The sequence below is a fragment of the Bittarella massiliensis (ex Durand et al. 2017) genome, assembly GCF_009876955.1.
Taxonomy (GTDB): Bacteria; Bacillota; Clostridia; order Oscillospirales; family Ruminococcaceae; genus Bittarella; species Bittarella massiliensis.
Window position 1 is genome coordinate 1 of the sequence record NZ_WWVY01000004.1, and the last position, 17,558, is coordinate 17,558.

Sequence of the window (17,558 nt, forward strand, 5' to 3'; positions counted from 1 at the left end):
ATCACATTCAGAGCAGTTCAATTTTACTCAGAACTGCTATTTTTCTTGCTCTGAATCTGATACTTTCCTAAAGAATTGTACCACAACTCCTCCACGCTGCCAAAGGAGGAATGCCCCGTTGGCGGCAAAAGAGCGGCAAAAAAGTTGCAGCGGGCCGCTCCTCTTTTTCCCCTGTTGCGTCAATATAGCCTTGGTTTCTGTATATTTCTATTCATCTAATACTTGTAGTAATGGTTCATACGCTTATTATGCACTTTTTTCTTATATTGCAAAGACATGGGCCGACAACTGTCGAATGAGAGGAGCAGGCGCGAGGAAGCGCCTTCTTCCTCTCTTTCCCCTCCCCTTTGGACAAGGTTCCCCTATTTCTGTATTTTTTAATCCATATATTACAATTTGTATTGTATATCTACCGCTTCTTCATCTCTCCCCTACTGCCTTTGCCCCTCCCACAGAGGCGGTTTCTTCCTCTTCAAAACCTCCCCCTCCTGAGTACCGGCTGCGCACAACAAAAAAAGAGGGACCGGCATCTCTGCCTGTCCCTCTTTTAAAGTCCTGCGAGCAGGACTGCGCATCTGTAAAAAGCCCGTCTCCTAGACCAGCTCGATGATGGCCATCTCGGCGGCGTCGCCGCGGCGGGGGCCGATCTTGATGATGCGGGTGTAGCCGCCCTTGGTCTCGGCGTACTTGGGGGCGATCTCGTCGAACACCTTCTTGGCAACGCCCTCTTTGGTCACGTAAGAGTAGACCTGGCGCTTGGCGTGAAGGGTGTTCTCCTTGCCGGTGGTGATGATCTTCTCAGCAGCCGAGCGGACCTCTTTGGCGCGGGTGACGGTGGTCTCGATCTTGCCGTTTTCCAGCAGATAGGTGACCATGGCACGCAGCATCGCCTTTCTGTGGTCGCTTGCCCTGCCCAATTTTCTAGGCATAGAAATTCACTCCTTTTGCGGGATTTGAAAGGAGGAGGGAGGTTTACTCCTCGCTCTCCTTCAGGCTGACTCCCAGCGAGTCCAGCTTGTTGATAACTTCTTCAAAGGACTTGCGGCCCAGGTTGCGGACCTTCAGCAGCTCATCCTCGGTCTTGTTGGTGAGGTCCTCAACGGTGTTGATCCCCGCGCGGCGCAGGCAGTTGGACGAGCGGACGGACAGATCCAGTTCCTCGATGGTCATCTCCAGGACCTTCTCTTTGCCCTTGTCGTCCTTCTCCACCATGATCTCCGCGCTGTACGCCTCACCCGACAGGTCGACGAACAGGTTCAGGTGCTCAATGATCACCTTGGCGCCCAGAGAGACAGCCTCCTTGGCGGAGATGGTACCGTCGGTCCAGACCTCGAGGGTCAGCTTGTCGTAGTCGGTGATCTGGCCTACGCGGGTGTTCTCCACCTTGTAGTTGACCTTCAACACCGGGGTGTAGATGCTGTCCACCGGGATGACGCCGATGGTCACATGCTGGCTCTGCTTGTTCTTGTCAGCCGGCACATAACCGCGGCCCTTCTCCAGCACCAGTTCCATGCTCAGGGTGGCGCCTGCGCCCAGCCATGCAATGTGCATGTCAGGGTCCAGGATCTCCACTTCGCTGTCGGCCTGGATGCTGCCGGCAGTCACCTCGCACTCGCCGCTGGCCTCAATGTAGACCACTTTCGGCTCGTCGCAGTGCAGTTTGGCAGTGAGGCCTTTGATGTTCAGGATGATTTCGGTGACATCTTCCTTCACACCGGGAATGGTTGAGAACTCGTGCTGAATGCCGTCGATCTTGACAGAGGTGACGGCAACTCCGGGCAGCGAGGAGAGCAGGACCCGCCGCAGGCTGTTGCCCAGGGTGATCCCATAGCCGCGCTCGAGGGGTTCTACCACGAATCTTCCATAAGAACCGTCAGAAGCCAGTTCTTCCGTCTCGATTCTCGGCTTTTCGATCTCAATCATTTATGACCCTCCTTCAGACAGATTGTGTCGATGTGCCCATGGGCCATCGCCGTTTCTCGCCGAACCCTCACTTATTTGGAGTAGTACTCGACGATCAGCTGCTCGTCGACTTCAAAGTCGATGTCCTCGCGGGCGGGCAGCTTTGTGACGGTGGCTTTCAGATTCTCTCTGTCCACATCCAGCCAGATGGGGGTCGGGCGGGAGGCGTTGGCCTCCGCCAGCTCTTTGACCTTGACGCTGTCCTTGCTGGAATCTCTCACAGCGATGACGTCGCCGGCCTTCACCCGGTAAGAGGGGATGTTGACCTTCTTGCCGTTGATGGTGAAGTGGTTGTGCAGCACCAGCTGACGGGCCTCTTTGCGGGAAGAGGCGAAGCCGCAGCGGTAGGCCACGTTGTCCAGACGGCTCTCGAGGATCTGCAGCAGGATGCTGCCGGTCACGCCCTCTTTGCGGGCGGCCTCCTCGTAGTAGCCGGCGAACTGCTTCTCCAGAACGCCGTAGTAGCGGCGGGCCTTCTGCTTCTCGCGCATCTGCAGGCCGTACTCGGACACCTTTCTTCTGCTGTTCTGGCCGTGCTCGCCCGGGGCGTAAGCCCGACGGGAGATGGCGCATTTATCGGAATAGCAGCGTTCCCCTTTCAGGAACAGCTTCTGACCTTCACGGCGGCACTGACGGCACACCGCACCAGTATATCTAGCCATTATGACACCTCCTGATGTTTGATTAGACCCGACGGCGTTTGGGCGGGCGGCAGCCGTTGTGGGGGATGGGGGTCACGTCTTTGATCATGTTGACCTCCAGTCCGGCGGACTGCAGGGCCCGGATCGCGGCTTCACGGCCGGAACCGGGGCCTTTGACGAAGACCTCAACGGTCTTCAGGCCATGCTCCATAGCGGCTTTGGCGGCGGTTTCAGCAGCCATCTGCGCGGCGAAGGGGGTGGACTTACGAGAGCCCTTAAAGCCCAGTCCGCCGGCGGAAGCCCAGGAGATCGCGTTGCCCTGAACGTCGGTGATGGTGATAATGGTGTTGTTGAAGGTGGACTGGATATGTGCAGCGCCGCGCTCGATGTTCTTGCGCTCACGGCGCTTGCGAATGACGGGTTTCTTCTGTGCCATCTGTTACACCCCTCCCTTATTTCTTCTTGTTGGCGATCGTCTTCTTGGGGCCCTTGCAGGTCCGGGCGTTCGTCTTGGTTCTCTGCCCTCTGCAGGGCAGCCCTTTTCTGTGGCGGACGCCGCGGTAGCAGCCAATCTCCACCAGTCTCTTGACGTTGAGCGCCACGTCGCGGCGCAGATCGCCCTCCACGTCAAAGTTTTTGTCGATGTATTCGCGCAGCTTGATCTCGTCGTCCTCGGTCAAGTCCTTGACACGGGTGTCCGGGCTGATGCCCGTGGCGGCGAGAATCTTCTCTGCGGATTTACGGCCGATGCCGTAGATATAGGTCAGACCAATTTCGACTCGCTTCTCTTTCGGCAAGTCAACACCAGCTATACGCGCCATGTGTTCGTTGCACCTCCATTATCTCGGTATGCCAAGCACTTAGCCCTGACGCTGTTTGTGCTTCGGGTTCTTGCAGATTACCATTACGCGGCCCTTGCGTTTAATGACTTTGCATTTCTCGCAAATGGGTTTTACGGAAGGTCTTACTTTCACGATTATTACCTCCTAGTACCCTAGACGTTTCGGTTGCTTATTTCGAGCGCCAGGTAATGCGCCCTTTGGTGAGGTCGTACGGAGACATCTCCACCGTCACCTTGTCCCCAGGCAGGATGCGGATAAAGTTCATCCGCAGCTTTCCGGAGATGTGAGCCAGTATCTTATGCCCGTTTTCCAGTTCCACCTGAAAGGTGGCGTTGGGCAGTGCGTCCACGACAATGCCTTCGACTTCAATGACGTCTTCCTTGGACAAGCGAATACCTCCCTAATCTTCGTGACAGATGGATGTTCCATCCTTGTATCCGGACAGTATGGTCCGGATCTGCCGGTTGGTCGTCTCCGGGCCGAGGGGGATGACCCCCTCTGTCGGCCAGACGTGTCGTATATTCTTCTTCTTTGGGTGTTCGAGCTTTCGCACTTTTCCGTCGGCTATAAAAACGTATCCGTTCGCAGGGGACACGACCACGTAGTACCGCTCTTTGTCGCGGCCGGCAATGCTCTTGACCACACTTCCCTCTCGGATCGTCACCATCTGGTGCACCTCCTAAGGGCGGGTCAGAATCACCGGACCGCTCTCGGTGATTGCAATCGTGTTTTCAAAGTGGGCAGACAGCCCGCCGTCTTTGGTGACGGTGGTCCATCCGTCCCCCAGAACTTCCACCTGATAGCCCTTCTGGTTGACCATGGGCTCGATGGCGATGGTCATGCCGGGAACCAGCCGGGCCCCGTGGCCCGGACGGCCGTAGTTGGGCACCTCCGGTTCCTCGTGCAGGTCCCGGCCGACGCCGTGACCCACAAATTCCCGCACCACCGAAAAGCCCTGACTCTCGATATACGACTGCACCGCAAAGCCGATGTCGCCGATCCGGTTGCCCGGCACGGCGGCCTCGATGCCCAGTTCCAGCGAACGCCGGGTGGCGTCCATCAGGCGCTGGGCCTCTGGGGAGACCTCCCCCGCGGCAAAGGTGGCGGCGTTGTCGCCGTGAAAGCCCCCAATGAAGGCCCCCACATCCACGCTGACGATGTCGCCCGCCTGGATGACCCGTCCGCCGGGAATGCCGTGAATGACTTGGTCGTTGATCGAGATGCAAGCGCTGCCGGGGAATCCGCCGTATCCCAAAAAGGACGGCTTGGCCCCGTGGGAGAGGATGAATTTCTTCACCGCCCGGTCGATTTCACCGGTGGTCACACCGGGTTCGACCATCTCGCCGGCCAGCTTCAGCACCTGCGCCGAGAGGCGGCAGGCCTTCTGCATGGCGGTGAGTTCCCGGGAGTTCTTGAGAACGATCATTCCCTAGACCCCCAGGGCGCGGCGGACCAGCTCGCTGGTATCCTCTACGCGCTCCTGACCGATGACTGTTTTCAAAACACCCTTCTTCTCGTAGTAGGCGATGAGGGGCTCGGTCAAATCGTGATAGACCTGCAGGCGATCCTTCACGATGCTTTCCTGGTCATCCTTCCGGATCACCAATTTTCCGCCACACTTGTCACAGACGCCGTCGATTTTGGACGGCTTGTAGTCGGTGTGGTAGGACGCGCCGCAGTCGCTGCAGACGCGCCGGCCGGACATCCGCCGGACGATGGCGTCATCCTCGACCTGGATGTTGACCACCCGGTCGATTCTCACGCCCGCCTCGTCCAGGGCCTCGGCCTGCGCCACTGTGCGGGGGACGCCGTCTAGAACGAATCCGTTTTCACAATCGCTCTGTGCGAGCCGCTCCTTCACGATGCCGATGATCACGTCGTCGGGGACCAGGTTGCCCGCGTCCATGTAGGACTTGGCCTTCTGGCCCATCTCGGTGCCGTTCTTCACAGCCTCGCGGAGGATGTTGCCGGTGCTGATGGCGGGGATCTTCAGCAGGTCGCAGACCTTTTCGGCCTGGGTGCCTTTGCCCGCGCCGGGAGCGCCCAAAAAGATGAGATTCATAGCTGCCTCCTCTACTCTTGCCCGTTTACTCTAAAAAGCCCTTGTGATGGCGCATCATCATCTGCGCCTCCAGCGACCGGACCACTTCCAGCGAAACGCCCACCACGATGAGGATCGAGGTGCCGCCCAGGGCGATGTTCATTCCGGTGGCCGCGCTGATGCCGATGGGGCAGACAGCGATGACCGCCAGGAAGAGGGCGCCGATGAGGGTCACCTTGGACAGGATCCGGGTGATGAAATCCACAGTCGGTTTGCCCGCGCGAATGCCGGGGATGGTGCCGTTGTTCTTTCTGAGATTGTTGGCGATCTCGAGGGGATTGTACTGGACCGCCACGTAGAAGTAGTTAAATGCCATGATGAGCAAGAAATAGATGATGGCATACGCCAGGGAGTTGTAGTCGAAGATCGACAGGAACTTGCCCCACCAGGTGGAGGCGTCGGTGTCGAAAAACGCCTTGATGGTGCCAGGGATCGAGATGATCGAGCTGGCGAAGATGATGGGCAGCACGCCGGACATGTTCACCTTGATGGGGATGAACGAGCTCTGCCCGCCGTACATCTTCCGCCCGACCACGCGCTTGGCGTACTGGACGGGGACCCGCCGCTCCGCCTCGGTCATCATGACCACAAAGCCGATGATGACGACGGCCAGCACCAGGATCAGGGGGATGTAGATGTAGAACTTCCACTCGCCCTGTGCCGCCAGCTTGAAGTAAGCGATGATGGCGGAGACCAGCTGCTTGCCGCGGGAGACGATGCCAGCGAAGATGATGAGGGAGATGCCGTTGCCGATCCCCTTTTTGTCGATCTGCTCACCCAGCCAGATGATCAGCATGGCGCCAGCCGTAAAGGCGGTGATGATGACGATGGCCGAGAAGATGCCGGCGAAGCCGCCGGTGTAGAGCAGAGCGCCCTGCCGCTTGAGGAGGAAGTAGTAGGCCACAGAGAGGGCCACTGCCAACCCCAGGGCGGTGTAGCGGGTGATCTTGTTGAGCTTGCGTCTCCCCTCTTCCCCCTCCTTGGACAACCGCTCCAGAGGCGGGATCGCTATGGTGAGCAGGTTGATGATGATGGAGGCGTTGATGTAGGGGGTGATGGAGAGGGCAAAGATGGTGGCGTTGGCAAAGGCGCCACCGGTCAGGATGTCGATGTAGCCCAGCATGCTGCCGGTCTGGTTGACCATCGACTGCAGGGAGGAGGGGTCCAAAAAGGGCACGGGCAGAGCCACAGAGCCCAGGCGGACCACAGCGATGACCATGATGGTGTAAAGGATTTTCTTCCTTAAATCCGCGATCTTCCACGCATTCTTAAAGGTTTCAAACACCTTACATCACCTCAGCCTTCCCGCCTGCCTTTTCAATTTTTTCCTTCGCGGAGGAGGAGAATTTGGCCGCTTTCACGGTCAGTTTCTTGGTGAGTTCACCGTCGCCCAGGACCTTGATGCCGTCCAGTTCTTTTTTGACCAGACCGGCAGCCAGGATGGCCTCGGTGTCGACGACCGCGCCGTCTTCAAACTTCTTTTCCAGGTCGGCAACGTTCACGTTGGCGTAAACGGTGGCGAAGTGGTTGTGGAAGCCGCGCTTGGGCAGCCGGCGCTGCAGGGGCATCTGGCCGCCTTCAAACCCGGGGCGGACACCGCCGCCGGAACGGGCCTTCTGGCCCTTGTGGCCCTTGCCTGCGGTCTTGCCGTTGCCGGAACCGGCGCCTCTGCCCTTGCGCTTGGGCTCTTTGGTGCTGCCGGGAGCCGGAGACAGTTCATGCAGTTTCATTTTGCTTGCACCTCCTTTTTTACGCTTCGGTAACCTCGATCAGATGTGCGATCTTGGCGATTTTTCCCTTGGTGGCCTCATTGTCGGGCTGGATGGTGACGTCGCCGATCTTGCGCAGGCCCAGCGAGTGAGCGGTGGCAATTTGGTCGTCTTTCCGGCCCTGAAAGCCTTTGATCAACTTGATTCTGTAATCAGCCATGGAGCGTGACCCTCCTTAATCCAATACTTCCCGGACGCTCTTGCCGCGGATGGCGGCGACCTGCTTGGCATCCCGCAGGGACTTCAGCCCGTTGATGGTGGCGGTCACCACGTTGCACGGGTTGTTCGAGCGCAGGCATTTGGTGCGGATGTCTTTGATGCCAGCCGCTTCCACGACTGCGCGGACAGCGCCGCCGGCGATAACGCCGGTACCTTTTCCAGCGGGCTTGAGCAGCACTCTGCCGGCGCCGAACTCGCCCACGACCTCGTGGGGGATGGTGGTGCCGTACAGGGAGACCTTGATCATGTTTTTCTTGGCCTCTTCGATGCCCTTGCGGATGGCGTCGGGAACCTCAGAAGCTTTGCCCAGCCCGTAGCCGACGGAACCTTTGCCGTCGCCCACGACGACCAGAGCGGAGAACTTGAAGATCCGGCCGCCCTTTACGGTCTTGGACACGCGGTTGATGGAAACAACTTTCTCCTGCAAATCAAGAGCTGTTGCGTCGATTTTAGCCAAAAGTATACCCCCTCACTAAAATTTCAGGCCGCCCTCGCGGGCACCTTCGGCCAGCGCCTGGACGCGGCCGTGGTAGATGTAACCACCGCGGTCGAACACCACTTCGGTGATGCCCTTTTCGATGGCCTTCTTAGCGATGGCAGCGCCGACCTTCTGTGCGGCTTCTCTGTTGCCACCCTGGCCCTCGAAGTCCTTGTCCATGGAAGAGGCAGCGGCTAACGTCACGCCGTTCTTGTCGTCAATGATCTGCGCGTAAATGTGCTTTGCGGAGCGAAACACATTCAGGCGGGGACGCTCGGGAGTGCCGGCAATCTGGCCGCGCACCCGGCGATGTCTTCTAAGCCGAGCTTTGTTGCTGTCTGGCTTCTTCACCATTATTTGGTCACTCCTTTCCTCTATTTGCCCTTACCGGCCTTGCCCTCTTTGCGGATGATCACTTCGTCCACATACTTGATGCCTTTGCCTTTATAGGGCTCGGGCGGGCGTTTCTCCCGCACTTCGGCGGCGAACTGGCCGACCTTCTGCTTGTCGGGGCCGGAGATCACGATTTTGTTGGGGGCGGGGACGTCGATCTTGATGTCCTCGGTCTCCTCGATGATGACCGGGTGGGAAAAGCCCAGGGTCAGGTTGGCACTGGTGCCCTGTTTGGCGGCGCGGTAACCGACGCCGTTGATTTCCAGCTCTTTCTGGAAGCCCTCGGTGACGCCCACGACCATGTTGCTGACCAGCGTGCGGGTCAGGCCGTGGAGGGAGCGGTGCTCCTTGTTGTCAGAGGGGCGGGTCACGGTGATCTCACCGTTCTCCATGGCAATCTTCATGTCGGGGTGGAAGGACTTGGTCAGGGTGCCCTTGGGGCCCTTCACCGTCACGGTGTTGCCCTCGATCTTGACCTCCACGCCGGCGGGGACTGCGATGGGTTTTCTACCAATACGAGACATCTCTACTGCACCCCCTTACCAGACAAATGCCAGGACTTCGCCGCCCACGTTTGCCTTCCGGGCGGCCTTGTCGGTCATGATGCCCTTGGAAGTGGAGACGATGGCAATACCCAGGCCACCCATGACCTTCGGCATCTCCTCGCAGTTGGCGTAGATGCGCAGGCCGGGTTTCGAGACCCTGCGCAGCCCTGTGATGACTTGCGATTTGTTCTCACCGTACTTCAGGGTGATGCGGATGACCCCCTGCTTGTTGTCATCGATGACGGTGAATTTCTTGATATATCCCTCGTCCACCAAAATCTGGGCCATGGCCTTTTTGATGTTGGAAGCGGGGATGTCGACCGTGTCGTGTTTTGCAGAGTTCGCGTTCCGGATCCGGGTCAGGAAATCTGCAATCGCGTCGGTGATTTGCATACCGTGAACCTCCTTTGGCTGTTTTTTACCAGCTGGCCTTCTTCACACCGGGGATCTCGCCTTTGTAGGCCAGCTCCCGGAAGCAGATGCGGCAGATGCCGAATTTGCGAAGATATGAATGAGGTCTGCCGCAGATCTTGCACCGGTTGTATTCTCTGCTGGAATACTTCTGGGGCCCTTGCTGTTTATTGATCATCGATTTCTTTGCCACAACAGATTCCTCCTTTACTTCGCATAGGGAGCGCCCAGTGCGCTCAACAGCTCGCGGGCCTCCTCATCGGTCTTCGCAGTGGTCACGAACGCAATGTCCATGCCGCGGATCGCATCGATCTTGTCGTAGTCGATCTCCGGGAAAATCAGCTGCTCGGTGATGCCCAGGGAGTAGTTGCCGTGGCCGTCAAAGGAGTTGGGGTTGATTCCGCGGAAGTCGCGCACGCGGGGCAGCGCCACATTGAAGAGGCGGTCGACGAACTCGTACATCCGGTCGCCCCGCAGGGTCACCTTCACGCCGATGTTCATCCCCTCGCGCAGTTTGAAGTTGGCCACCGATTTCTTGGCCTTGCAGACGATGGGCCGCTGGCCGGTGATCTGCATCAAGTCGCTGACGATGGAGTCGACGACCTTCGGGTTGTCGCGCGCTTCCCCGCAGCCCACGTTGATGACGACTTTGTCCAGCTTGGGGATCTGCATGACGCTCTTGTAGGAGAATTTGTTCATCAGAGCCGGCGCGACTTCTTTTTCGTAAAGGTCTTTAATTCTAGCCATGTTGTTTCCTCCTTACTCTAGAAAGTCTCGCCGCAGTGTTTGCACAGCCGCATTTTGCCGTCTTCCAGCACCTTGTGGGCCAGCCGGGTGGGCTTGCCGCACTTGGGGCAAACCAGCATCACTTTGCTGGCGTACAGGGCGCCCTCGGCCTTCACAATGCCGCCGGCCTCGCCCATCTGGCGGGGTTTGACGTGCTTGGTGACCATGTTGCAGCCTTCCACGATGACTTTGCCCTCTTTGGGGCTGACCTGCAGGACTTTGCCCTGCTTGCCCTTGTCCTTGCCGGAGAGGATCACCACGGTATCGCCGGTCTTGACATGCAATTTTTCCATGAGATTTCCTCCTCCTTACAGAACTTCGGGTGCGAGGCTGAGTATTTTCAGGTAGTTCTTCTCGCGCAGCTCTCTGGCCACGGGCCCAAAAATACGGGTGCCTCTGGGGTTCTGGTCTTCCTTTATCAGAACTGCCGCGTTCTCATCGAACCGGATGTAGGTGCCGTCCTCGCGGCGAACACCCTTGGCAGAACGAACGATCACAGCTTTGACAACGTCGCCTTTTTTCACGGCGCTGCCGGGGGCGGCCTTCTTTACAGAAGCGACGATCACATCGCCGATGTTGGCATATCTTCTGCGGGAACCGCCCAGCACGCGGATACACATAATCTCTTTGGCGCCGGTGTTGTCGGCCACCTTGAGGTAAGTTTGCATCTGTACCACAGTGCGTTCCTCCTTTCGGTTTTAACAGGTTTTATTTCGCCTTGTTGATGATTCTGACGAGCCTCCACCGTTTGTCCTTCGAGAGGGGGCGTGTTTCCATAATCTCAACAGTGTCGCCAATGCCGCACTCGTTCTTCTCGTCGTGGGCCTTGAACTTGCTGGTGCGCTTGATGATCTTTTTGTACAGGGGGTGCTGGACATTGTCCTCGATGGCGACGACGATGGTCTTATCCATCTTGTCTCTGACGACCTTGCCGACCCTCGATTTTCTCAGGTTTCTTTCGCTCACAGCTCTTGCCTCCCTTTCTCGTTAGTTCGCGCTGTCTTTCAGTTCCCGCTCGCGCAGCAGGGTATTGACGCGGGCGATGTCCTTTTTCACAGCCTTGATCCGCATGGGATTCTCAAGCTGGTTCACAGCGTGCTGGAAGCGCAGGTTGAAGAGCTCGGCTTTGAGGTCAATCAACTTCGCGTTCAGTTCGTCGGCGCTCATCTCACGGATCTCAGACGCTTTCATTACTCTTCACCCTCCAATTCTTCTTTTTTGACAAACTTGCACTTGATGGGCAGTTTGTGGCTGGCAAGGCGAAGGGCCTCGCGGGCGATCTCCTCGGAAACACCGGCGATCTCAAACATGACCCGGCCGGGTTTCACGACGGCAGCCCAGTACTCGGGGGACCCTTTACCGGAGCCCATGCGGGTCTCGGCGGGTTTCTCGGTGATGGGCTTGTCGGGGAAAATCTTGATCCAGACCTGACCACCGCGCTTGGTGTAACGGGTCATGGCGATACGAGCGGCCTCGATCTGGTTGGCAGTGATCCAGGCGGGCTCCAGGGCAACCAGGCCATACTCGCCGTAGGTCACCTTGTTTCCGCGGTACGCTTTACCGGTCAGACGACCTCTGTGCACGCGGCGATACTTGACTCTCTTTGGCAAAAGCATTACCGTTTGCCTCCTTCCCTCCGGGTGGTTCTCTTGGCGTCGTGCAGCACTTCGCCTCTGTAAATCCAGGTCTTGACGCCGATCTTGCCGTAGGTGGTGTCCGCCTCGGCAAAGCCGTAGTCGATGTCGGCGCGCAGGGTCTGCAGGGGGATGGTCCCCTCGTGGTACTGCTCGGTGCGGGCGATGTCCGCGCCGCCCAGACGGCCGGAGACCTGGATCTTGATGCCCTTGGCGCCCAGGCGCATGGCCCGGCCGATGGCCATCTTCATGGCCCGGCGGAACGAGGTGCGCTTCTCCAGCTGTTTGGCGACACTCTCGGCCACCAGCTGGGCGTTGACGTCGGGCTGCTTGACCTCAACGATATTGATGTTCACCGGCTTGCCGATGAATTTTTCGATGTTCTTGCGCAGCTTGTCGATCTCGCTGCCGCCCTTGCCGATGACCATACCCGGCTTGGCGCAGTGGATGTGGATGCGGATCTTGTTGGCAGTTCTCTCGATCTCGATGCGGGGGACGCCGGCGCCGTAAATCTCTTTTTTGATGAATTTACGGAGTTTGTAGTCCTCTACCAGGATATCGCCGAAAGCGTTATCCTTAGCAAACCAGCGGGAGTCCCAGTCTTTGATAATGCCCACCCGAAGACCGTGGGGATTTACTTTCTGGCCCATAGTTTACCTCCTCTTTCAGCTTATTCCTTTTCCTTGAGAACCATCGTCACGTGCGAGGTCCTCTTCAGGACGTGGAATGCTCTGCCCTGTGCTCTCGGGCGAATGCGCTTGAGCGTGGGGCCAGGACAAACGAAGCACTCTGCGACGTAGAGGCTGTTTTTGTCCATGTTGTGGTTGTTCTCAGCGTTCGCCATGGCCGATTTGAGGAGCTTCTGTAAGGGCTCGCTGGCAGACTTCGGGGTGTGCTTCAGAATGGCCATCGCCTTGTCGGCGGGCTGGTTCCGAATCAGGTCCAAAACGATCTGCACTTTTCTCGGCGCAATGCGCAAATGGCGAAGATAAGCTCTTGCTTCCATTTGGAATCCTCCTTTCGACCTTAACCTCTGTTGGATGTTTTGGAACCGGCGTGGCCTTTGTAGGTCCGGGTGGGGGCAAACTCACCGAGTTTGTGCCCAACCATGTCCTCAGTCACATAGACCGGTACGTGCTTGCGGCCGTCGTAGACGGCGAAGGTATGTCCAACGAAATCAGGGAAGATGGTGGAGGATCTGCTCCAGGTCTTCAGGACTTTCTTCTCGCCGGCCTCGTTCATGGCCAAAACCTTCTTCAGCAGGGAAGCCTGTACGAAAGGTCCTTTTTTAACGCTTCTGCCCATTTTCTATTTGCCTCCTTTCGATTACAGACGCCTACTTGGAGTTGGCGCGCTTGACGATGAACTTGTCGGACTGCTTGTGCTTCTTGCGGGTCTTGTGGCCCATGGTGGGTTTGCCCCAAGGAGTCACAGGAGAAGGACGGCCGATGGGGGATTTGCCCTCGCCGCCGCCGTGGGGGTGGTCGCAGGGGTTCATGACCGAGCCGCGGACGGTGGGGCGGATGCCCATGTGGCGCTTGCGGCCGGCCTTGCCCAGGTTCACGTTCTCGTGATCCACGTTGCCGACCTGGCCGATGGTGGCCATGCAGCTGGCGGGCACGTTGCGCAGCTCTCCGGAGGGGAGGCGGACCAGGGCGTATTTGCCCTCTTTGGCCATCAGCTGGGCGGAGTTGCCGGCGGAGCGCACCAGCTGGGCGCCCTTGCCGGGGTAGAGCTCGATGTTGTGGATGACGGTGCCGTCGGGGATGTTCTGCAGGGGCAGAGCATTGCCCGGCTTGATGTCGGCGTCGGGGCCGGCGATCACCTTGTCGCCGACTTTCAGGCCGACCGGGGCCAGGATGTAGCGCTTGTCGCCGTCGACGAACTCGATGAGGGCGATGTGGGCGGAGCGGTTGGGATCGTACTCCAGGGTCTTGACGGTCCCCTCCACGCCGAAGTTGTTGCGCTTAAAGTCGATGATGCGGTACTTTCTTCTCTGCTTCCCGCCGCGGTGGCGGACGGTGATGCGGCCGTAGCTGTTGCGGCCCGAATGGTTTTTCAGGGGGGCCAGCAGGCTCTTCTCCGGCTCTACTTTGGACAGCTCGGAATAATCGGTGACGGTCATCCCGCGGCGGCCCGGCGTAGTCGGTTTGTATTTCTTAATCGCCATTGGGTTTCACTCTCCTATTATCAGGCTTAGCGGAAGGGGTTTGCCCTCCCATACGTTGCCCCCGGCCTCGGCGGGCCGGGCGGGCGGTTACATCATGTTGTCGAAGAACTCGATCCCCTTGGAATCCTCAGCCAGGGTGACGATGGCCTTTTTCCAGGAAGGGGTGTAACCGGAGTTGCGGCCCATTCTCTTTTCGCGGCCGCGCACGCTGATGGTGTTGACCTTCGCAACCTTCACGCCGAAGAGCTCTTCCACCGCTCTGGCGATCTCCACCTTCTCGGCGTCTTTGGCAACTTTGAAGGTGTATTTCTTCAGCTGCATATTGGCCATGCTGGCCTCGGTGATGACGGGTTTGATGACGATGTCCTGTGCCAGGCGCATTATGCGTACACCTCCTCGAGTTTGGAGACGGCGTCCTGCGCGATGATGAAGGTATCGCAGTTCAGGATGTCGTAGGTATTCAGGGTGTTGATGAGGGCGGTCTTCACGCCGGGGATGTTGGCGGCGCTCTTGACGAGCTTGTCGCACTTCTCGGGCATGACGATCACGGCCTTCTTGCCGGCGCCCAGGGCGCCCAGCATCTCGCTGACGGCCTTGGTCTTAAAGCCCTCCAGCTCGATCTTGTCAACGACCACGACGCTCTCGCTGGCGGCCTTGGCCGACAGGGCGGACTTGAGGGCCAGTCTCTTGACCTTCTTGTTCAGGGAGTAGCTGTAGTCGCGGGGTTTGGGCCCGAAGACGATGCCGCCGTGGGTCCACTGGGGGGCCCGGGTAGAGCCCTGGCGGGCCCGGCCGGTGCCCTTCTGTCTCCAGGGCTTGCGGCCACCGCCTCTGACCTCGGTGCGAGTCAGGGTGGAGTGGGTGCCCTGGCGCTGGTTGGCCAGATAGTTGACCACAGCCGCGTGCATGACCGCTTCGTTGGGGGTAATACCAAATACGGCGTCGCTCAGAGTGATCTCGGAGACCTCTTTGCCGGCCATATTCAAAACTTTGACTTTAGGCATGTGCTTCTCCTCCTTCCACTAGGCTTTGACGCTGTCGGTGATGGCGACCAGGCCGCCGCGGGGGCCGGGGATCGCACCTTTGAGCGCAATGAGGTTATTCTCTGTATCGATCTTGACAATCTCCAAGTTCTGCACAGTGACCGTCTCGGCGCCCATGTGCCCGGGCAGCTTTTTGCCCTTGAACACCCGCGAGGGGGTGGAGGTGGAACCGTTGGAACCGGCGTGGCGGACCACAGGGCCGGAGCCGTGGGACTCCTTCAGGCGGTGGTGGCCGTAGCGCTTGATGGTGCCGGCGTACCCTTTGCCCTTGCTTGTCCCCTTTACGTCTACGTGGTCGCCCACCTGGAAGACGTCGGCCTTGATGATGGCGCCGACCTCCAGATCGCTGCCCTCCAGGGCAAACTCTCTCAGGTGCTTTTTGGGAGCCACGTCAGTTTTGTCAAAATGGCCCTTCATCGGCTTGTTCGTGCTCTTGACAGAGGCGTCGCCAAACCCGATCTGCAGGGCGCAGTAGCCGTCGTTTTCGGCGGTCTTCTTCTGCACGACCACACAGGGGCCCGCCTCGACAACAGTCACCGGGATGACCTTTCCCGCTTCGTCGAAAAGCTGTGTCATGCCAACTTTTTTTCCGAGAATCGCTTTGTTCATGTTTTTCCCTCCTTCGGTTATTGGTCGGCTTGCGCCGACATGACCTGCTTGCTGGGCAGGAAATCGCGCTTACAGCTTGATCTCGATGTCCACACCAGCAGGGAGCTGCAGGTTCATCAGACTGTCGACGGTCTTGTTGGAAGGCCGCAGGATGTCGATGAGCCGCTTGTGGGTCCTCCGCTCAAACTGCTCGCGGCTGTCCTTGTACTTGTGGACGGCCCGCAGGATGGTCACGACCTCTTTTTTGGTGGGCAGGGGGATGGGACCGGAGACCCGAGCGCCGGTGCGCTTTGCGGTCTCGATGATCTTCTCCGCCGATTTGTCGACCAAATTGTGATCGTACCCCTTGAGTCTGATGCGAATTTTCTCCTTGACTGCCACTTTAAATCGCCTCCTATTAGAATACATGTTTTTGGGGCGGTTTCAAAAACTAAACACTGACCCGGGTGTTTCATGTTGGGCCATAAAAAAACGAATACACTTGACGTGTGCAAGCATATCCGGGAATGGGCATGAAACGCCCTTTCAGCGACAGGGAACGGGCATAGCTGTCCCCTTCTCGCTGTGTTCAGTATTTACTGTCGCCCGGTTTAAAATCGGACATACTCCACGGAAAAACCCACACAGATGTGTGGCAACCTCCCGCTTCAACGCATATCTTGTGCAGTCACGCTTTATTATAATACACCAGCGCCGGGCCCATTGCAAGGCTTTTTTCAAAGTTTTTTGGGCAAAAAAGAGATTTTTCACCCTCCCTTTTGCCCCGGTTGGAGAATTTTCTCCAACCTTCGTCCGGCGCGTCCTCTTTGCCGCCCCTCAGCCGCCGTGGCGGCGCTTCCAGCGGATGTCGATGAAGACCACCGCCCAAAACAGGCCAAAGAGGGCCAGGATGTGCCAGGCCTTCATCACCGTGCGCCAAAAGCCTCCCGGCTGCACCCCGCCGGCCAGCACCCGCTGCCGGTCCCGCTTGGCCCGGCGGATGAACTCGCCCACATAGCGGTAGCTGGCCCGGGTCTCGCTCAGCTCCGCGGCGATGGCCCGTCCCTGCTCGCCGGCGCCCCGCACCTCGCCCTCGGCCCCGATCCCGCAGAGAAAGTTGCTTCCTATATATAAGAAGGTCGTTTTCTCCCAGCTGGCGGCGGCCTCCATCCCGGCGGACTCCTCCCCCAGCAGGTGGACGTTTCCGGCGCTGTCCACCGCCACCGTGTTTTTCATCCCGGTGGCCACATAGATGATCTGGCGCAGGGAGCCCACCTCGCACTGGCCGAAGGTGTTGTCCCCGGCGCTGACCAGGGTGCCGTCCCTGCGCAGGGCGATGGAGTGGTTGTAGGCCGCCGAGACGGCCACCACCCCTGTCTCCCCGCTGATGCTGCGCTGGCCGAACTCGTTGGCCCCGGCCGCCAGCACCTTGCCTCCGCCGGTGACCGCCAGCAGGTGGCCCCGCCCGGCCGAGAGGGTCTCCACCTCCTGCCACTGTTCCGCCCGCAGGAGCTGGTCCTCGTAGAGCCCCTCGCTCACCTGCAGCAGCTCCACCGTACCGTCCTTGAGGAGGGCCGCCACAAAGGTGCCCCCCACGGCGATCTGCTCCACCTTTCCCCGGGGGGTGAAGGCGGTCTCCCCGCTGGGGGTGAAGAGGGCCACCGAGCCGTCGGCGTAGAGGAGGCCCACCCGGTCGCGGAACTGGTCGAACTGGGTGACATTTTTCTGCCGTTTGAGGGCGGTGGCCAGCTCCTCCGGGCAGCCGGAGGAGACCGAGAGGGTGTTGTCGCTCCCCAACACCACCAGGTAGTCCCGCCCGCCGTTGACGGGGGAGGTGTAGGGGGTGACCTGCACCTTGTCCGCCGCCCGGGCCGGGGCGGGGAGGCAGAGAGCAAGGGAGAGGGCCATGAGAAGGGAGAGGGCCCGCCGCCAGAGCAGCCCCTTTTTGCCGGTTTGCGCCATTGCCATCTCCCTCG

At 59.0% G+C, this 17,558-nt stretch carries 33 protein-coding genes; all 33 read right to left on the reverse strand.

Translation table 11 applies throughout. The features are described 5' to 3' along the window. Positions 1-593: 593 nt before the first annotated feature. Positions 594-929 carry a 50S ribosomal protein L17 gene (rplQ, locus tag GT748_RS05970; protein WP_044992691.1) on the reverse strand — a complete coding sequence of 112 codons (336 nt, stop codon included), beginning with the start codon at positions 927-929 and terminating at the stop codon, positions 594-596. A gap of 43 nt (positions 930-972) precedes the next feature. Beyond that, positions 973-1,923 (reverse strand): DNA-directed RNA polymerase subunit alpha, encoded by a 951-nt coding sequence (locus tag GT748_RS05975; protein ID WP_021659704.1) that lies wholly within the window; start codon positions 1,921-1,923, stop codon positions 973-975. Positions 1,924-1,994: 71 nt separating this feature from the next. Further along, positions 1,995-2,624: a 30S ribosomal protein S4 gene (rpsD, locus tag GT748_RS05980; protein WP_021659703.1), complete on the reverse strand. Its 630-nt coding sequence runs from the start codon at positions 2,622-2,624 to the stop codon at positions 1,995-1,997. Positions 2,625-2,646: 22 nt separating this feature from the next. Beyond that, entirely contained in the window at positions 2,647-3,039 is a 393-nt protein-coding gene (gene rpsK / locus GT748_RS05985; protein WP_021659702.1) for a 30S ribosomal protein S11, read from the reverse strand. Positions 3,040-3,055: 16 nt separating this feature from the next. Next, complete coding sequence (gene rpsM, locus GT748_RS05990; protein WP_021659701.1) at positions 3,056-3,424, reverse strand: 30S ribosomal protein S13; 369 nt, start codon at positions 3,422-3,424, stop codon at positions 3,056-3,058. A gap of 39 nt (positions 3,425-3,463) precedes the next feature. Continuing rightward, a complete protein-coding gene (gene rpmJ, locus GT748_RS05995; protein ID WP_073261210.1) occupies positions 3,464-3,577 on the reverse strand; it encodes a 50S ribosomal protein L36 in 114 nt (37 codons plus the stop codon). A gap of 37 nt (positions 3,578-3,614) precedes the next feature. Next, complete coding sequence (infA, locus tag GT748_RS06000) at positions 3,615-3,833, reverse strand: translation initiation factor IF-1 (protein WP_021659699.1); 219 nt, start codon at positions 3,831-3,833, stop codon at positions 3,615-3,617. A gap of 12 nt (positions 3,834-3,845) precedes the next feature. Next, entirely contained in the window at positions 3,846-4,112 is a 267-nt protein-coding gene (locus tag GT748_RS06005) for a KOW domain-containing RNA-binding protein (protein WP_021659698.1), read from the reverse strand. Positions 4,113-4,124: 12 nt separating this feature from the next. Beyond that, positions 4,125-4,871 (reverse strand): type I methionyl aminopeptidase, encoded by a 747-nt coding sequence (gene map, locus GT748_RS06010; protein ID WP_021659697.1) that lies wholly within the window; start codon positions 4,869-4,871, stop codon positions 4,125-4,127. A 3-nt stretch (positions 4,872-4,874) separates the two neighbouring features. Then, a complete protein-coding gene (locus GT748_RS06015; protein WP_021659696.1) occupies positions 4,875-5,507 on the reverse strand; it encodes an adenylate kinase in 633 nt (210 codons plus the stop codon). Between the two features lie 25 nt (positions 5,508-5,532). Continuing rightward, positions 5,533-6,831: a preprotein translocase subunit SecY gene (secY, locus tag GT748_RS06020; RefSeq protein WP_021659695.1), complete on the reverse strand. Its 1,299-nt coding sequence runs from the start codon at positions 6,829-6,831 to the stop codon at positions 5,533-5,535. A gap of 1 nt (position 6,832) precedes the next feature. Then, positions 6,833-7,276, reverse strand: a complete 444-nt coding sequence (gene rplO, locus GT748_RS06025; RefSeq protein ID WP_021659694.1) for a 50S ribosomal protein L15 — start codon at positions 7,274-7,276, stop codon at positions 6,833-6,835. A 19-nt stretch (positions 7,277-7,295) separates the two neighbouring features. Continuing rightward, a complete protein-coding gene (gene rpmD, locus GT748_RS06030; protein ID WP_021659693.1) occupies positions 7,296-7,475 on the reverse strand; it encodes a 50S ribosomal protein L30 in 180 nt (59 codons plus the stop codon). Positions 7,476-7,490: 15 nt separating this feature from the next. Continuing rightward, positions 7,491-7,991, reverse strand: a complete 501-nt coding sequence (gene rpsE / locus GT748_RS06035; protein WP_021659692.1) for a 30S ribosomal protein S5 — start codon at positions 7,989-7,991, stop codon at positions 7,491-7,493. Between the two features lie 15 nt (positions 7,992-8,006). Beyond that, positions 8,007-8,366: a 50S ribosomal protein L18 gene (gene rplR / locus GT748_RS06040; protein ID WP_021659691.1), complete on the reverse strand. Its 360-nt coding sequence runs from the start codon at positions 8,364-8,366 to the stop codon at positions 8,007-8,009. Between the two features lie 20 nt (positions 8,367-8,386). Then, the gene (rplF, locus tag GT748_RS06045; RefSeq protein WP_021659690.1) at positions 8,387-8,929 is read right to left on the reverse strand and encodes a 50S ribosomal protein L6; all 543 of its coding nucleotides are present in this window, start codon (positions 8,927-8,929) and stop codon (positions 8,387-8,389) included. A gap of 15 nt (positions 8,930-8,944) precedes the next feature. Then, positions 8,945-9,343 carry a 30S ribosomal protein S8 gene (rpsH, locus tag GT748_RS06050; RefSeq protein WP_021659689.1) on the reverse strand — a complete coding sequence of 133 codons (399 nt, stop codon included), beginning with the start codon at positions 9,341-9,343 and terminating at the stop codon, positions 8,945-8,947. 25 nt (positions 9,344-9,368) lie between these two features. After that, positions 9,369-9,554, reverse strand: a complete 186-nt coding sequence (locus GT748_RS06055; protein ID WP_044992686.1) for a type Z 30S ribosomal protein S14 — start codon at positions 9,552-9,554, stop codon at positions 9,369-9,371. A 14-nt stretch (positions 9,555-9,568) separates the two neighbouring features. After that, positions 9,569-10,108, reverse strand: a complete 540-nt coding sequence (rplE, locus tag GT748_RS06060; RefSeq protein ID WP_021659687.1) for a 50S ribosomal protein L5 — start codon at positions 10,106-10,108, stop codon at positions 9,569-9,571. Between the two features lie 17 nt (positions 10,109-10,125). Next, entirely contained in the window at positions 10,126-10,440 is a 315-nt protein-coding gene (rplX, locus tag GT748_RS06065; protein ID WP_021659686.1) for a 50S ribosomal protein L24, read from the reverse strand. Positions 10,441-10,455: 15 nt separating this feature from the next. Then, positions 10,456-10,815 carry a 50S ribosomal protein L14 gene (gene rplN / locus GT748_RS06070; protein WP_021659685.1) on the reverse strand — a complete coding sequence of 120 codons (360 nt, stop codon included), beginning with the start codon at positions 10,813-10,815 and terminating at the stop codon, positions 10,456-10,458. 40 nt (positions 10,816-10,855) lie between these two features. Further along, positions 10,856-11,113, reverse strand: coding sequence for a 30S ribosomal protein S17 (gene rpsQ / locus GT748_RS06075; RefSeq protein WP_021659684.1), 258 nt, complete (start codon positions 11,111-11,113; stop codon positions 10,856-10,858). A gap of 21 nt (positions 11,114-11,134) precedes the next feature. Continuing rightward, a complete protein-coding gene (gene rpmC / locus GT748_RS06080; RefSeq protein ID WP_021659683.1) occupies positions 11,135-11,338 on the reverse strand; it encodes a 50S ribosomal protein L29 in 204 nt (67 codons plus the stop codon). Then, a complete protein-coding gene (gene rplP / locus GT748_RS06085; protein ID WP_021659682.1) occupies positions 11,338-11,763 on the reverse strand; it encodes a 50S ribosomal protein L16 in 426 nt (141 codons plus the stop codon). The genes rpmC and rplP overlap by 1 nt, the downstream gene beginning before the upstream one ends. Beyond that, a complete protein-coding gene (gene rpsC, locus GT748_RS06090) occupies positions 11,763-12,431 on the reverse strand; it encodes a 30S ribosomal protein S3 (RefSeq protein WP_021659681.1) in 669 nt (222 codons plus the stop codon). Before rpsC ends, rplP begins: the two co-directional genes overlap by 1 nt. A gap of 20 nt (positions 12,432-12,451) precedes the next feature. Continuing rightward, complete coding sequence (gene rplV / locus GT748_RS06095) at positions 12,452-12,787, reverse strand: 50S ribosomal protein L22 (RefSeq protein ID WP_021659680.1); 336 nt, start codon at positions 12,785-12,787, stop codon at positions 12,452-12,454. 20 nt (positions 12,788-12,807) lie between these two features. Further along, positions 12,808-13,086 carry a 30S ribosomal protein S19 gene (gene rpsS / locus GT748_RS06100; protein ID WP_021659679.1) on the reverse strand — a complete coding sequence of 93 codons (279 nt, stop codon included), beginning with the start codon at positions 13,084-13,086 and terminating at the stop codon, positions 12,808-12,810. A 31-nt stretch (positions 13,087-13,117) separates the two neighbouring features. Further along, positions 13,118-13,951, reverse strand: a complete 834-nt coding sequence (rplB, locus tag GT748_RS06105; protein WP_021659678.1) for a 50S ribosomal protein L2 — start codon at positions 13,949-13,951, stop codon at positions 13,118-13,120. Between the two features lie 87 nt (positions 13,952-14,038). Continuing rightward, a complete protein-coding gene (gene rplW / locus GT748_RS06110; RefSeq protein ID WP_021659677.1) occupies positions 14,039-14,332 on the reverse strand; it encodes a 50S ribosomal protein L23 in 294 nt (97 codons plus the stop codon). After that, positions 14,332-14,955: a 50S ribosomal protein L4 gene (gene rplD / locus GT748_RS06115; RefSeq protein WP_021659676.1), complete on the reverse strand. Its 624-nt coding sequence runs from the start codon at positions 14,953-14,955 to the stop codon at positions 14,332-14,334. Before rplD ends, rplW begins: the two co-directional genes overlap by 1 nt. An 18-nt stretch (positions 14,956-14,973) precedes the next feature. Further along, positions 14,974-15,603, reverse strand: a complete 630-nt coding sequence (gene rplC / locus GT748_RS06120) for a 50S ribosomal protein L3 (RefSeq protein ID WP_021659675.1) — start codon at positions 15,601-15,603, stop codon at positions 14,974-14,976. A gap of 69 nt (positions 15,604-15,672) precedes the next feature. Next, entirely contained in the window at positions 15,673-15,984 is a 312-nt protein-coding gene (gene rpsJ / locus GT748_RS06125; protein WP_044992681.1) for a 30S ribosomal protein S10, read from the reverse strand. Positions 15,985-16,419: 435 nt separating this feature from the next. After that, positions 16,420-17,550, reverse strand: coding sequence for a hypothetical protein (locus GT748_RS06130; protein WP_161213562.1), 1,131 nt, complete (start codon positions 17,548-17,550; stop codon positions 16,420-16,422). Between the last annotated feature and the right edge of the window lie 8 nt (positions 17,551-17,558).

Bases quoted from the DNA above. Each gene is read 5' to 3' on its own strand.
- rplX (WP_021659686.1), bottom strand. From the start codon at position 10,440: ATGGAAAAATTGCATGTCAAGACCGGCGATACCGTGGTGATCCTCTCC.
- rplR (WP_021659691.1), bottom strand. From the start codon at position 8,366: ATGGTGAAGAAGCCAGACAGCAACAAAGCTCGGCTTAGAAGACATCGC.
- GT748_RS06015 (WP_021659696.1), bottom strand. From the start codon at position 5,507: ATGAATCTCATCTTTTTGGGCGCTCCCGGCGCGGGCAAAGGCACCCAG.
- rplV (WP_021659680.1), bottom strand. From the start codon at position 12,787: ATGGAAGCAAGAGCTTATCTTCGCCATTTGCGCATTGCGCCGAGAAAA.
- rplP (WP_021659682.1), bottom strand. From the start codon at position 11,763: ATGCTTTTGCCAAAGAGAGTCAAGTATCGCCGCGTGCACAGAGGTCGT.
- rpsK (WP_021659702.1), bottom strand. From the start codon at position 3,039: ATGGCACAGAAGAAACCCGTCATTCGCAAGCGCCGTGAGCGCAAGAAC.
- rplE (WP_021659687.1), bottom strand. From the start codon at position 10,108: ATGGCTAGAATTAAAGACCTTTACGAAAAAGAAGTCGCGCCGGCTCTG.
- map (WP_021659697.1), bottom strand. From the start codon at position 4,871: ATGATCGTTCTCAAGAACTCCCGGGAACTCACCGCCATGCAGAAGGCC.
- rplO (WP_021659694.1), bottom strand. From the start codon at position 7,276: ATGAAACTGCATGAACTGTCTCCGGCTCCCGGCAGCACCAAAGAGCCC.
- GT748_RS06130 (WP_161213562.1), bottom strand. From the start codon at position 17,550: ATGGCAATGGCGCAAACCGGCAAAAAGGGGCTGCTCTGGCGGCGGGCC.
- rpsM (WP_021659701.1), bottom strand. From the start codon at position 3,424: ATGGCGCGTATAGCTGGTGTTGACTTGCCGAAAGAGAAGCGAGTCGAA.
- GT748_RS05975 (WP_021659704.1), bottom strand. From the start codon at position 1,923: ATGATTGAGATCGAAAAGCCGAGAATCGAGACGGAAGAACTGGCTTCT.
- rpsH (WP_021659689.1), bottom strand. From the start codon at position 9,343: ATGCAAATCACCGACGCGATTGCAGATTTCCTGACCCGGATCCGGAAC.
- rpmC (WP_021659683.1), bottom strand. From the start codon at position 11,338: ATGAAAGCGTCTGAGATCCGTGAGATGAGCGCCGACGAACTGAACGCG.
- GT748_RS06005 (WP_021659698.1), bottom strand. From the start codon at position 4,112: ATGGTGACGATCCGAGAGGGAAGTGTGGTCAAGAGCATTGCCGGCCGC.
- rpsC (WP_021659681.1), bottom strand. From the start codon at position 12,431: ATGGGCCAGAAAGTAAATCCCCACGGTCTTCGGGTGGGCATTATCAAA.
- rplB (WP_021659678.1), bottom strand. From the start codon at position 13,951: ATGGCGATTAAGAAATACAAACCGACTACGCCGGGCCGCCGCGGGATG.
- rplW (WP_021659677.1), bottom strand. From the start codon at position 14,332: ATGCGCCTGGCACAGGACATCGTCATCAAACCCGTCATCACCGAGGCC.
- rpmD (WP_021659693.1), bottom strand. From the start codon at position 7,475: ATGGCTGATTACAGAATCAAGTTGATCAAAGGCTTTCAGGGCCGGAAA.
- rpsS (WP_021659679.1), bottom strand. From the start codon at position 13,086: ATGGGCAGAAGCGTTAAAAAAGGACCTTTCGTACAGGCTTCCCTGCTG.
- rplF (WP_021659690.1), bottom strand. From the start codon at position 8,929: ATGTCTCGTATTGGTAGAAAACCCATCGCAGTCCCCGCCGGCGTGGAG.
- rplD (WP_021659676.1), bottom strand. From the start codon at position 14,955: ATGCCTAAAGTCAAAGTTTTGAATATGGCCGGCAAAGAGGTCTCCGAG.
- rpsD (WP_021659703.1), bottom strand. From the start codon at position 2,624: ATGGCTAGATATACTGGTGCGGTGTGCCGTCAGTGCCGCCGTGAAGGT.
- rplQ (WP_044992691.1), bottom strand. From the start codon at position 929: ATGCCTAGAAAATTGGGCAGGGCAAGCGACCACAGAAAGGCGATGCTG.
- rplN (WP_021659685.1), bottom strand. From the start codon at position 10,815: ATGCAAACTTACCTCAAGGTGGCCGACAACACCGGCGCCAAAGAGATT.
- rplC (WP_021659675.1), bottom strand. From the start codon at position 15,603: ATGAACAAAGCGATTCTCGGAAAAAAAGTTGGCATGACACAGCTTTTC.